Source organism: Sulfitobacter dubius (assembly GCF_027214245.1).
Lineage (GTDB): Bacteria > Pseudomonadota > Alphaproteobacteria > Rhodobacterales > Rhodobacteraceae > Sulfitobacter > Sulfitobacter dubius_A.
In genome coordinates this window covers 115,687-128,914 of sequence record NZ_JAPWHM010000006.1, presented here as the reverse complement: position 1 = coordinate 128,914, position 13,228 = coordinate 115,687, and the positions used below count along the sequence as shown (strand labels likewise).

At 62.4% G+C, this 13,228-nt stretch carries 11 protein-coding genes and 1 tRNA gene; 7 read left to right on the top strand and 5 right to left on the bottom strand.

Features of this window, described 5'->3' with window-relative positions; translation table 11 throughout:
* Positions 1-56 precede the first annotated feature (56 nt).
* The 4 genes from O4H31_RS16155 to O4H31_RS16140 form a co-directional block, all read right to left on the bottom strand.
* Positions 57-788: a hypothetical protein gene (locus tag O4H31_RS16155; RefSeq protein WP_243265636.1), complete on the bottom strand. Its 732-nt coding sequence runs from the start codon at positions 786-788 to the stop codon at positions 57-59.
* Between the two features lie 11 nt (positions 789-799).
* On the bottom strand, positions 800-3,292 hold the full coding sequence (locus O4H31_RS16150) for a GcvT family protein (protein ID WP_269347446.1): 2,493 nt from the start codon (positions 3,290-3,292) through the stop codon (positions 800-802).
* A 212-nt stretch (positions 3,293-3,504) separates the two neighbouring features.
* On the bottom strand, positions 3,505-4,908 hold the full coding sequence (locus tag O4H31_RS16145; protein ID WP_269347444.1) for an FAD-binding oxidoreductase: 1,404 nt from the start codon (positions 4,906-4,908) through the stop codon (positions 3,505-3,507).
* 101 nt (positions 4,909-5,009) lie between these two features.
* Positions 5,010-5,996, bottom strand: a complete 987-nt coding sequence (locus O4H31_RS16140) for a 2-hydroxyacid dehydrogenase (protein WP_269347442.1) — start codon at positions 5,994-5,996, stop codon at positions 5,010-5,012.
* Between the two features lie 155 nt (positions 5,997-6,151).
* Here O4H31_RS16140 and O4H31_RS16135 point away from each other — a divergent pair, with 155 nt between their 5' ends.
* From O4H31_RS16135 to O4H31_RS16105, 7 genes are all read left to right on the top strand, one after another.
* A complete protein-coding gene (locus O4H31_RS16135) occupies positions 6,152-6,661 on the top strand; it encodes an SH3 domain-containing protein (protein WP_269347440.1) in 510 nt (169 codons plus the stop codon).
* A gap of 77 nt (positions 6,662-6,738) precedes the next feature.
* The gene (locus O4H31_RS16130) at positions 6,739-7,731 is read left to right on the top strand and encodes an NADPH:quinone reductase (RefSeq protein WP_269347438.1); all 993 of its coding nucleotides are present in this window, start codon (positions 6,739-6,741) and stop codon (positions 7,729-7,731) included.
* Positions 7,732-7,798: 67 nt separating this feature from the next.
* Positions 7,799-9,142 carry a mechanosensitive ion channel family protein gene (locus tag O4H31_RS16125; protein ID WP_269347436.1) on the top strand — a complete coding sequence of 448 codons (1,344 nt, stop codon included), beginning with the start codon at positions 7,799-7,801 and terminating at the stop codon, positions 9,140-9,142.
* A 62-nt stretch (positions 9,143-9,204) separates the two neighbouring features.
* Positions 9,205-9,279, top strand: a tRNA-Gln gene (locus tag O4H31_RS16120).
* 110 nt (positions 9,280-9,389) lie between these two features.
* Positions 9,390-9,761, top strand: coding sequence for a hypothetical protein (locus tag O4H31_RS16115; protein ID WP_269347434.1), 372 nt, complete (start codon positions 9,390-9,392; stop codon positions 9,759-9,761).
* Between the two features lie 42 nt (positions 9,762-9,803).
* On the top strand, positions 9,804-10,295 hold the full coding sequence (locus tag O4H31_RS16110) for a copper chaperone PCu(A)C (protein ID WP_269347431.1): 492 nt from the start codon (positions 9,804-9,806) through the stop codon (positions 10,293-10,295).
* Positions 10,296-10,728: 433 nt separating this feature from the next.
* A complete protein-coding gene (locus tag O4H31_RS16105; RefSeq protein WP_269347429.1) occupies positions 10,729-12,138 on the top strand; it encodes a PepSY-associated TM helix domain-containing protein in 1,410 nt (469 codons plus the stop codon).
* Positions 12,139-12,180: 42 nt separating this feature from the next.
* Here the strand turns inward: O4H31_RS16105 and O4H31_RS16100 are convergent, their stop codons facing one another.
* A complete protein-coding gene (locus O4H31_RS16100) occupies positions 12,181-13,095 on the bottom strand; it encodes a D-amino acid aminotransferase (RefSeq protein ID WP_269347427.1) in 915 nt (304 codons plus the stop codon).
* Positions 13,096-13,228: the final 133 nt, after the last annotated feature.

The following is a 13,228-nucleotide window of genomic DNA, read 5'->3' as shown; positions in this document are numbered from 1 at the left end:
CTTTCTTAAATACCGCTGCGCCACCTCAGCCCCGCGCGCGCCGCTTGCGGCCGCCCTCAATCCCGCGCGTAATGCCGCGCCACGACAAACAGCCCGCCTACCAACAAAAGCGGCAGCAAGAATATCCGAAACACATGCACGCCCAGCACCGCCAACAGCGCGCCAATCAACTCATCCGCCCGGCTCCAAAGGTTGCTGGCAAGCTGTCGGTATTCTGTCAGACCCGGCTCTTCTTCACCCAAAGCCTCACTGCCGCCGACACGGGCGGTGATCTCCTCAATCACCTCCATATTGCGCAGATAGACCCCTTCGGTAAGCTGCCCCGCCAGCGGCTCGGACACAACCAAGGCCAGCGGCAAGGCAAGTCCCAGAAACCCGCCATACCACGCCAGCCGCCGTGGCAGCCCTGCGTGACCGCGCTTACTCAGCGCCCAGACTGCCAGCGCTGCCGCCAACAACCCCAAGCCAATCGCACTCACCGGCCCCAAGGCCACCGCGATCACGCCCGTAGCCACCATCACGCCAAAGACCAACCCGGCGATACGCTCAACCGTGTCGTCAATCGGCTCCAACACTTTTAATGGCCGCGCTGAGCCCGAAGCGATGAACGAGAGCCCCACCTCGATCTCCTGCGCGGTCGACAAAAAGGCGTTCAACGTGCGCAACGTGACATAGGACGCCGCCGCCGTGGTCGCCACATCCGCGGCATAGCCCTGCGCCGCGCTGACAACCGGATTGTCCCGCAATAACGCCGCCGTCAGCGCCAGCACACAGAAAAATGCGAGCACCCCCCGCCGGATCAACCGTCCGCCCGGATGCGCTGGTTCTTCGGATCATAGGGACTGTCTTCGACCACTTCGGCCTCCCACAATTGATCAAGCATCTTTACCTTCAGCTTCGTGCCTACCACCGCGTCTTGCAGTTGCACATAGCCCATGCCGATGCTCTTGCCGAATGCGACCGAATAGCCACCCGAGGTCAGCCGCCCGGTGCGCCGTTCGCCATTGTAAAGCACCTCGCGCCCCCAAGGGTCCGCATCCTCCGGCCCGTCAATCAGAACCGTCACGCATTTCACGCGAATGCCGTGATCGAGCATCGTCTGCTTCCCGTGAAACTCTTTGCTGAGGTCCACGAAACGCGGCAAATCCGCCTCCAACGGCGTCGCATCGCGGCCCAACTCATTGCCAAAGGCGCGATAGCTCTTCTCCTGCCTAAGCCAGTTCTGCGCCCGCGCACCGACCAGCTTCATGCCATGCGGCTCCCCGGCCTTCTCCAACGCATCAAACAGATGGTTCTGCATCTCAATCGGATGATGCAGCTCCCAGCCCAACTCCCCGGTATAGGCCACCCGGATCGCCCGCACCGGCACCATGCCCAGCTCAATGTTGCGCATGGTCAGCCAGGGGAACCGCTTGTTGCTCAGCACCGTGTCGGGCTCTGCATCGCGCACCAAGTCCCGCAACACGTCACGCGACTTCGGCCCCGCAATCGCAAATACACCCCATTGCGTGGTTACGTCATGACATTCGACATAACCAACCTCAGGCATCTTGTCCGCAATCGCCTTGCGCAGATAGTCACTGTCATAAGCCGACCACGCCCCCGCAGAGACCAGATAATATTCATCCTGCGCCAGCCGCACGATGGTATATTCCGTCCGCGTCGTCCCTGCCCCCGTTAGCGCATAGGTCAGGTTAATCCGCCCCACCGACGGCAGCTTGTTGCAGGTGAACCAATCCAAGAAAGCCGTCGCCCCCGGCCCGCGCACCAGATGCTTAGTAAAGGCCGTGGCATCAATCAGCCCCACCCCCTCGCGAATGGCTTTCGCCTCTTCCACCGCATATTGCCACCAGCCCCCGCGTCGGAAGGATCGGCTGTCATGGTCGCTAAACCCCGCAGGCGCAAAATAATTCGGCCGCTCCCAGCCATTCACCTGCCCAAATTGCGCTCCCCGCGCCGCCTGCCGATCATATGCCGGAGAGGTCCGAAGCGGCCGGCACGCCGGACGCTCCTCATCCGGGTGGTGCAGAGTATACACGTGATCGTAGGCTTCCTCATTCTTCCGCGCGGCATATTCCGTGGTCATCCAATCGCCGTAGCGCTTGGGATCAAGGCTCGCCATATCGATCTCGGCCTCGCCCTCAACCATCATCTGCGCGAGGTAATAGCCCGTGCCCCCAGCAGCCGTAATCCCAAACGAAAACCCTTCCGCCAACCACATGTTGCGCAAGCCCGGCGCGGGGCCGACCAGCGGATTACCATCGGGCGTATAACAAATCGGCCCGTTGAAATCGTCCTTCAACCCGCAATCCTCAGCCGAGGGGATACGGTGGTTCATCGCCATATACTGATCTTCGATCCGCTCCAGATCGAGCTGGAACAGATCGGCCCGGAAACTGTCCGGCACCCCATATTCAAACCGCGCCGGCGCGTTCTTCTCATAGACCCCAAGGATCCAGCCGCCCCGCTCCTCGCGCACATAGCTCTGCGCATCGGCATCCCTGATCACCGGGTGCTCGCCATTGCCAGCTGCCCGATAATTAACCAGCGCCGGATCGCGGTCCATGACGATAAACTGATGTTCCACGGGAATCGCAGGCATCTTGATCCCCAGCATCCGCGCAGTGCGCTGCGCATGGTTGCCGCTCGCGGTCACCACATGCTCAGCGGTAATGACGATCTGCTCATCACTGGCGACAAGGTTGCCGCCCTTCTCCACCATCTTCGTACAGGTCACTTCCCAGTGGGTGCCATTCCACGCAAAGGCATCCGCCTGCAACTTACGCTCAATCGCCACACCCCGCTGCCGCGCACCCTTGGCCATGGCCATGGTTACATCTGCAGGGTTAATATATCCGTCCGTCTGGTGATAAAGCGCACCCTTCAAATCCGATGTCTCGATCAGCGGCCACTTCGCCTTGATCTCATCCGGGGTGAGCCATTCATACGGCACACCGCAGGTCTCCGCGGTCGAGGCATAGAGCATATACTCATCCATGCGCGCTTCGGTCTGGGCCATCCGCAGATTGCCCACCACGGCAAAACCAGCATTCAACCCGGTCTCAGCCTCCAAGGTCTTATAAAACTCGACCGAATACTGATGAATATGTGTCGTCGCAAAAGACATGTTGAACAACGGCAGCAACCCCGCCGCATGCCAAGTCGAGCCCGAGGTCAACTCATCCCGCTCCAAGAGCATCACATCATCCCAGCCCGCCTTAGCCAGATGATAAGCAATCGACGTGCCAACCGCGCCGCCCCCGACAACCAATGCTTTGACTTGCGTTTTCATCTGCCAATCCCTCTGCCCTAGGCTCACCCCGTTGTACGCAGCAAGGCCAAAGATCGCAGGCACCAGCCGACCCAACATGGCCAAAAACCGACCTTACCCCCTCACCAAACGCGCCAATCCCGCGTCTTAGCGCCCCTCCCCCAACTTCATCCTTTTCCAAATACCGTGCACCACATGTCCCGCCGTACAACATCAGGGCAGGCCGCCCCATCTCACCCCGGCAAGATCTTCCCCGGATTCAAAATATTGTCCGGATCCAACGCCGCCTTGAGCGTCGCCATCACATCCACCGCAGCGCCCAGTTCCTTGCTCAGATAGGCCCGTTTGCCCTGCCCGATCCCATGTTCGCCGGTGCATGTGCCATCCATGGAGATAGCCAATTCCGCCAACCAACTTACAAAGGCCTCGCCCCGCGCCACCTCGTCGGCGTCGTCCATGTCGATCAACAGCGAGGCATGAAAGTTCCCGTCGCCTGCGTGGCCTACGATGGGCGCGATCAGCTTCAACTCCTCCGCCCGCGCCTGTGCCGCGACCACGGCATCGGCGAGCCGCGAGATCGGCACGCAGACATCCGTTGCCACGGCCTTGCACCCCGGGCGCAGCGCCAGCACCGCCCAATAGCCATCATGCCGCGCCTGCCACAGTTTGTTGCGTTCTTCTGGCGTGGTGGTCGCCGCATAGCCGGTGCCGCCGAATTCCTCGGCCAGCATGCCAAAGGTTTCCGCCTGTTCGACAACCCCGGCGTCCGAGCCGTGGAATTCCAACAACAAAAGCGGGGTTTCGGGCAGGGTTAGCTTGGAATAGGCGTTCACGGCCTTCACCACATCGGCGTCCAAAAGCTCGATCCGCGCCACGGGCAGACCGTATTGGATCACTGCCATAACGGTCTCACAGGCCGCCTGCACCGTCGGGAAAGAACAACGCGCCGAGGAGATCGCCTCGGGAATTCCCTGCAAGCGCAAGGTGATCTCCGTGATGATCCCCAGTGTCCCTTCCGAGCCCACCATCAACCGCGTCAAATCATAGCCCGCCGAAGATTTTCGCGCCCGACCGCCGGTGCGGATCACCCGGCCATCGGCCATGACCACCTCAAGGCTCAACACATTGTCTTTCATCGTGCCATAGCGCACCGCATTGGTGCCGCTGGCCCGTGTCGCCGTCATCCCACCGAGCGAGGCATTGGCACCGGGATCGATCGGAAAGAACAGCCCCTGATCGCGCAGATAGGTGTTGAGCGCTTCGCGGGTCACACCGGGCTGCACCCGACAATCAAGATCACCCGCGTTGACCTCAAGCACTTGGTCCATCTGCATGACATCGATGCAGATCCCGCCCGCGGGGGCGTTTACATGTCCTTCGAGCGAGGTTCCCGTACCGAAGGCAATCACCGGCACTTTATGCGCCGCACAGATGCGCACCGCCTGCGCCACCTCTTCGGTCGAACCTGCCATGACGACCGCGTCGGGTGCTTGCGTGTCGATCCATGTGGTGGTGTGGCCGTGCTGCTCGCGAATGGCTTGGCCGGTCAGCAGATTGTCCCCGAAGGCTTGTTGCAACTCGTCCAGCGCGGCGGCGATCCCCGCCTCATTTCGCGGCAAATCTGCGATTTTCGTCACGTCTTATCTCCCAATAGCATCCTCATGCCGCAAAAACTTGCGGCGGCATCTTTGTAAAAAAATCCAACCGAAAGACCCGCGTCGCCGCAGCCGTCCGGGGGTCAAAGCATGGAGGGCACAACTTGATCCGGCGGACGGTGGCCATCATCGAAAGTCTTGATGTTAATCAAAACCTTCTCGCCCATCTCAATCCGGCCTTCAAGCGTGGCCGACCCCATATGCGGCAGCAGAACGACGTTCTTCAACTCACGCAGGCGCGGGTTGATCTCGCGGCCATGCTCATAAACATCCAGCCCCGCGCCTTTGATATCGCCAGCGCGCAGCATCCGTGTCAGGGCGTTCTCGTCGATCACCTCCCCGCGTGAGGTGTTTACGATCACAGCGTCCCGCTTCATCAAGCCCAAACGGCGCGCGTTCATCAGATGGAAGGTGCTGGGCGTATGCGGGCAGTTGATGCTGATCACATCCATCCGGCTGACCATCTGATCAAGGCTGTCCCAATAGGTCGCCTCCAAAGCGCCTTCGACCTCTTCGCGCAGACGTTTGCGGTTGTGGTAATGCACCTGCATCCCAAAGGCCCGCGCCCGGCGCGCCACGGCTTGACCGATCCGGCCCATGCCCAGAATGCCCAAGCGACGCCCGCCGACCCGACCGCCCATCAAGGCCGTCGGCGCCCAGCCATCCCAATTGCCAGACTGCATTACCGCCATGCCCTCGGGCATGCGGCGGGTGACGGCCAAGATCAGCGCCATGGTCATATCGGCGGTATCGTCGGTCAGCACGCCGGGGGTGTTCGACACCAATACGCCGCGCTGGCGTGCGGTGGCCACGTCGATATGGTCAACCCCCGCCCCGTAATTCGCGATCAGCTTCAGCCGCTCGCCCGCCTGCGTGATCAGCGGCGCGTCAATTTCATCCGTGATCGTCGGCACCAGCACATCCGCTTGGCGCATCGCCGCGCCCAACTCCTCGCGGGTCATGGGCCTGTCATCTTCGCGTAGGGTCACGTCAAACAGCTCTGATAGCCGTATTTCCACCGCCTCTGGCAACCGTCGCGTCACTACAACACTCAACCGCTTCTTTGACATGCCTGCTCTCCCGGTCTTGGCGTCGCCTCGTTTCCGGGGCATGGTGTCTCATGCAGCGACGAGGCACAAGAACTCGCGCCGGAAAAAGAGCAACAATAACCCGCAGATTTGCACAGCACCGACCCACAGCAGTGAACCGCATAGCAGGCAATTCCATGATAACGGCTTTCTTTCGCAGCACCCTTTTGGTGGGCGCGCTGCTTTTGGCTCAGGCAAGCCCCGGGGCCGCAGAAGAGGCGCGCGGACAGGTCACGAACCTCCCCCTCCCCCGTTTCGTTTCGCTTAAAACTTCCGAGGGCAACGTGCGCCGTGGCCCTTCGCTGTCGCACCGGATCGACTGGGTTTACAAACGCCGCGACCTGCCGCTCAGGATCACCGCCGAACACGGCCATTGGCGCCGGGTAGAGGACCGCGACGGCATGGGCGGCTGGGTGCATTACTCGCTTTTGTCGGGCACCCGCACCGTGCTGGTTGAGCAAGACATGCTGCAACTTCACGTCAACCCCGACCCAAAGGCCGCCGTTGTGGCGCGGCTGGAACTGGGCGTGGTGGCGCGTTTGGGCGAATGCACGCTGGAATGGTGCGAGTTGCGCTCGGGCGGATTTACCGGCTGGGCGCCCAAAGTACGGCTTTGGGGTGTCGGCCCTCAGGAACTGCGCGAATAAGCCGGCCTTTCAGGCCAATTGCATGATCCCGGCGCATGCGCCACTCTGCGCGTTGAATTCAAGCCGGAGAAAGCACCATGCACGCCATCACTTATGACCAATTCGGAGCCGCTGCCGATGTGCTGCGCCTGTCGGAAATCGACAGCCCCGCACCGCAACCCGGCGAGGTCTGCGTGGCGCTGAGCCACTCGGGCGTGAACCCCTCTGACGTCAAGGCCCGCGCAGGCACCCGCCCCGGCGTGACCAAACCACCCTTCCCACAGGTCATCCCCCACAGCGACGGCGCGGGAGAGATTATCGCGGTGGGTGCGGGCGTCGATTCTGCCCGTGTGGGTCAAAAGGTCTGGGTTTGGAACGCCCAGTGGCAACGCGCCTTTGGCACGGCGGCACAGCAGACCACCCTGCCCGCGCATCAGGCCGTGCCGCTGCCCAAAGGCGTCTCTTTTGAGACCGGCGCGCAACTTGGCATTCCGGGGCTGACCGCTTGCCACGCCGTCTTTGGCGGCGGCGGCGTGGCCGGGGAGACGGTGCTCATTCAAGGCGGTGCCGGAACGGTGGGCTACCTTGCCGTGCAATTGGCGAAATGGGGCGGGGCCAAGGTGATTGCCACCTGCAGCCCGCGCGACAGTGATCTGGTCCGCGATGCTGGCGCTGATGCGGTTCTGAGCTACGCCGATCCCGATCTCGCCGCCGCCGTTTTGGACGCCAACGGCGGCAAGCCTGTCGAGACCATCGTCGAAACGGAGTTCGGCCTGAACCTCACCACCGATACCGAAGTCATCGCCCCCAACGGCCGCATCGCCGCCTATGGCTCGGCAGGGGAAATGTCGCCCACACTGCCCTTCTACCCGCTGCTGTTCAAAGCGGTGACCATCGACATCATCCTGATCTACCTGCTGCCCGCAGGCCCGCGCGAACAGGCGATCACCCGCCTGCATCATGCGCTGGAAGATGGCGCCCTGCGCTGCCCTGTCGATACGGTCCTGCCGCTCTCCGAAGCTGCCCGTGCCCATGAACTTGTCGAGGCCGGACAGCGCAGCGGGGCGGTGCTGCTCGATTGTCGGGGGTAGTGCGCTAATTGACCAAGCCACCGCCCTCATGAAGGGGCGGCGGCCTTGTCCGTTGACGGAGACCCCCATGCGCCTGATTGCCGCCCTGCCCCGCCTGATCCTGTGCCTGCTTTTGCTTTTTGCCCTGCCGGTGCCCCCTGCGTCGGCGCAGGACAACGACCAGCCTGAAGGCACCATCGCCGTCAAAGGGGACGCCACGGCAGATGCCGCCATCGCCAACCGCATCCGCGCCATCCTGCGCGAGCTTGAAGGGTTTGAGAAGGTCAGCGTCTCGGTTTCTTCCGGCATAGTCACCCTGCGCGGCACCACGCTCGACACCGCCAGCGCCGCACGTCTGAGCGAGCTCGCAGGCCGTGTCGAAGGAGTGGTGGCGATCCGCAACGAGGTCCGCGAAAGCACCGATGTGTCCGAACGGCTCAACCCCGCAGTGGACCGCTTCACGGCGCGGATGGAGCAGGCCGTGGCTTTCCTGCCGCTGGCCTTAGTGGCACTTGGGGTCTTTGCCCTGATCGTCGTTGCCGGGCTGGCACTAGCGCGGCTGCGCAACCCGTGGGAGCGGCTCGCCCCCAATGCCTTTATCGCTGATATTTACCGCCAGATCATCCGACTGGCCTTTATCATCGCGGCCCTAGTCGTGGCGCTTGATATCCTCGGCGCAACGGCGCTTCTCTCGGGCATCCTTGGGGCGGCGGGGATCGTCGGCCTCGCCATCGGTTTCGCGGTGCGCGACACCGTGGAGAATTTCATCGCCTCCATCATGCTGTCGATCCGCCAGCCGTTCCGCCCCAATGACACGGTCGAGATTGATGGCGACACCGGCAAGGTGATCCGCCTGACCAGCCGCGCCACGATCCTGCTCAGCTACGATGGCAATCATGTGCGCATTCCCAATGCCACCGTCTTTAAAAGCCGGATCATCAACTACTCACGCAATGCCGAGCGGCGCTTCACCTTTACGCTCTCAGTCGCGAGTGATGCCGATCTGGCCCGCGCTTGGGAATTGGCGCTGGAGGTGCTGAACGACCTGCATTTCGTCCTCCCCTCCCCCGAAGCCGCCGCATGGGTTGAGGAGGTCGCTGATCACTGGATCAACATGCAATTCGCCGCTTGGATCAACCAAGAGACCACCGATCTGGCCGCCGCGCGCAGCGAAGCGATTCGCCTGACATTGGCCGCCTTCGACGCGACAGGGCTTACCGCAGAGCCTCCCGCCTATCGGCTTATCACCCAAAGCGAATCGTCCTCCACCGCGCCGCACGATTCGCCCCAAACGCCGAATGCGCCCGCGAATCCCGCCGCTGCACAGCCCGTCGCACCCCACACCGAGCGTGAGCTGACCCGCATCGTCGCGCAGGAACGCGCCGAATTGCCCAGCAAAGACCTGCTCTCCGTTGATGCCGCCGAAGAATAGGCTAATTTATCAAAAACGGGTCTTGCACCCCGGGCCAGAGAACTCTAATTAGCGCCCTGTGTTGGGATGTAGCCAAGTGGTAAGGCAACTGTTTTTGGTACAGTGTACCGTAGGTTCGAATCCTACCATCCCAGCCAACACACTCCCCCGATAGCCAACACCGACTACCGCACAGCACCCCTACGACATCACGTCGCAGACCAAAGCGCCCTATAGCGTTGCGGCGTCAGCCGCGGTATCAGCGCGCATGTCCGCCGTTTCGCGCATATCCTCGCTCCGGGTCAGCCTGACCCTCTTGCTGGTGCTGGCCCTTGCTAGCTTGCCCTTCGCACATCGTGCGACCGCGCAGGTACAGCAAGACCCGGCCTTTATCGCCTTTATCCAAGCGGGCGGCACGCTGAGCGATCTTTGCGACGGCCCGCTCGAAAGCCACTACCATGCGGCCTTGGATTGCGAAGCCTGCCGGATCGTCAATGCGGTGATCTTGCCGACCCCGGCAGATGTCTTGCTGCCGGGCGGGAGGCTGCGTTTTGCCACGCCGCGTGCGGCCCGTGCCCTCGGCGCACCGCGCAGCCCTGCGGGGGCGCCCCCGCCCGTCCGGGGGCCGCCACTCGTCTGAGCCATCGCTTCTTTCGCAATACTCAGACAATGGATCACGACAATGAAATCTTTCTATACCGCAGCCATGGCTGCCCTACTTGCCCTGCCCGCCAACGCGCATGAATACACCGCAGGTGCTTTGACCGTCGATCATCCGATGGCCTTTGAAACCCCGAAAACCGCCCGCGTCGGCGGCGGCTATCTGACGATCACCAATGGCGGAGACAGCGCAGACCGCCTCATCAGCATCAGCGCCGAGGGCTTCGACGAAGTCTCTCTCCATGAGACGACCACCGATGATATGGGCGTCGCGCGCATGTCGCATATCGACGGCCTCGATCTGCCCGCAGGTGAGACGGTGACGCTTAAGCCCGGTGGGCTGCATATCATGTTCATGGGCCTCGACGGTGACCCTTTCGAGGAAGGCGAGAAAATCCCCGCCACCCTGACCTTTGAAAAGGCCGGGACCTTGGAGGTGATATTCAACGTCGAAAGCCGCCGTGGGCATGATGCGGGCGCCATGGATCACGGCGCTCACGCGCAAAAACACTAACCCCAAGTCAGCAGCAGGATGCGCCGCAAGGCGTTGACCGGCCCGCTTCGACACCTCTGCCTCTGGGCGGTGGTGGTGTTGTTTGGGGCGTTCTCGGCGCTCGCGCCCGGAACCATGCCAGAGCGTCAACAGGGCGCGCTGACCATGTTGCTGTGCACAGGTCACGGGGTGGAGACGGTGACTGTCGGGCCGGATGGCACACCGGTTGAGCCTGAACACAAACCCTGCGACTGGAACCAGCACCCCCTCGCCGCGCTAGGCAAGGGGCTGGTGGTGGCCCCCTTAGCCGCCGCCATTGATCCCGCGCCACCGCTGCCCCCTGCCCCAAGCGCGCAGCCAATACCACGCCGCGCCGCCGTCAAACGCGCACGGGCGCCGCCACGGCTTCTCTGCCCCTTATCCAACAAATCATTTCAGTCAGAGGACCAAACATATGGTTTCCATCACTCCTGCAGGCGCGACAGCTTTGCAAAACGACAACACGCAGCATGCGAACAGCTTTTACCGCGCCGCTTGGCGCTGGCATTTCTATGCCGGGCTCTATGTCATCCCCTTCTTCATCATGCTTGCCCTGACCGGGCTTGTGATGCTTTTGATTGCCTTTATCGGCGGGCGGGACGGGGAGCGGATTGCCGTCACACCCCAAGACGCGCCCCTCGCCCTCTCCGAACAGGCCGCAGCTGCGCAGGCCACCATCGAAGGCGGCACCCTTGTGCAATATGTCGCCCCCCGCGCCGGTGATCTGGCCGCTATCTTTCGCGTCGATGCGAATGACGTGGCGACGATGGTCGCCGTCGACCCCTATACCGCCGAAATCCTCGCCAGCTTTCCGCGCCGCAGTGGCTGGTATGACATGGCCGATAACATCCACGCCAACCTGCTGCTTGGCGTCAGAGGCGACCGCATGATCGAGATTGCGGCCTCGCTTGGGATGGTGCTGATTGCGACCGGGCTCTACCTGTGGTGGCCGCGCGGCACCGGCTGGCGCGCAGCGCTGCTGCCGCGACTGAGCCGTGGTCGTACCTTGTGGAAATCTCTGCATGGGGCGATCGGTCTTTGGGTGTCGGTCGTGTTGTTCTTCTTCCTCATCTCGGGCCTGTCATGGGCCGGAGTCTGGGGGGAAAAAATGGTGCAGGCATGGAGCCAATTCCCCGCAGAGAAGTGGGATGCGCCGCTGTCGGATGACATCCACGCCAAGATGAACCACGGCCCCAAGGAAGTGCCGTGGGCGTTGGAGCAGACACCAATGCCCGCCTCTGGCAGTGACGCAGGTATCGCAGGACTAGCCGAAGGCACGCCTGCCACGCTCGACACGATCAATGCGCTGGCACGGCAGATCGGCTTTGATGCGCGGTATCAGATGAACCTGCCGCAGGGCAAAGAGGGTGTCTGGACCCTGAGCCGGGATACGATGAACACCGATGCGACCGACCCCACCAGCGACCGCACGGTGCATATTGATCAGCACACGGGCAAGATCCTCGCCGATGTGCGCTATGCGGATTACTCGCTGGCGGGCAAGGCGATGGCCGTGGGCATCGCGCTGCATATGGGCACCTTGGGTTGGCCGAGCGTTCTAGCTAATACGCTGTTTTGCCTGTCGGTGATCTTTCTCTGCGTCTCTGGCGTGGTGATGTGGTGGAAACGCCGCCCGGCAAATCCCGCAGGCTGGCTGTCGGCCCCGCCTGCGCCGCGTAACATGACGCTGTGGAAAGGCGCGGTCGTGGTCGGGCTGGCCGTGGCGCTGGCCTTTCCCATGGCGGGGATCACCCTGCTGGTCGTCGGGCTGCTGGATTGGCTGCTGCTGCGCCGTATTCCAGCGCTGAAACGCATGGTGTCCTGAAATGCCGCCCGCCCCTTCGCGGGGGCGGGCACCGCTTGGCCCTTAGGCCGTGTGCTGTTTGATCAGCTCTTTATAAAGCGCCTGAATGCGTTTGGTGACGGGCCGTTCTCCGCTGCCGATGGCCTTGCCGTCAATCTCTGCCACCGGGGTCTGCGCACCAAAGGTGCCAGTGAGAAAGGCTTCATCCGCGCCATAAGCCTCGTAGAGCGAGAAGTTCTTCTCCCGCATCGGAATGCCGTTTTCATGGCACAGGTCGATCACCTTTTGCCGCGTCACCCCGTTCATGCAATAGTCCCCGGTCGAGGTCCAAACCTCACCCCGCCGCACGATGAAGAAGTTGCAAGCGTTGGTGGTGTTCACAAAACCATGCGGGTCGAGCATCAGCGCCTCATCCGCGCCCGCTTCCTCGGCCTGAAGGCAGGCGATGATGCAGTTCAGCTTGGAATGACTGTTAAGCTTGGGGTCTTGGCTATGTGGCAGCCCGCGCACCTGCGGGACGCTCGCCAAACGAATGCCCGCAGATTGCAGGCGATCCACGGGTTTGGAATGCTCCATGATGATCACCAGCGTCGGCCCGGTGGTGCTGAGCGAGGGGTGCTGGAACGGTTTGTCCTTGATCCCTCGGGTCAGCATCAGGCGGCAGTGCACGTCCTCGTGCATGTCGTTCGCCTCTGCCGTGCGGCGCAGGGCGTCTGCGATGCCTGCCCTGTCCATCCCCACATCGAGCGAGATCGCTTTGCAGGAGTTGAAGAAGCGGTCCATGTGCTCGTCGAAGAACGCCCATGTGCCGTTATAGAGGCGCATGCCTTCCCAGATGCCGTCGCCTAGCATGAACCCCGCGTCATAGACCGAGACCTTGGCTTCGTCGCGGTGAACGATGTCGCCGTTGACGTAGATCTTGATGTCGCGGTTGCGGACGTCTTCGTCAGCGGCGTGGGTGGTGGTGTGGTCGGTCATGGTGGGGTCCGTTTGTGAGGGCGGTTGCAGCATTGATAGCAAAGCCGTTCAGGACTACCACCCCAGCCCGAAACCAAGCCGCAGGCGCCGGGCCGTCGCCTGCCCGCCCGTCACGCCGGAGGCGTGCCAGCCT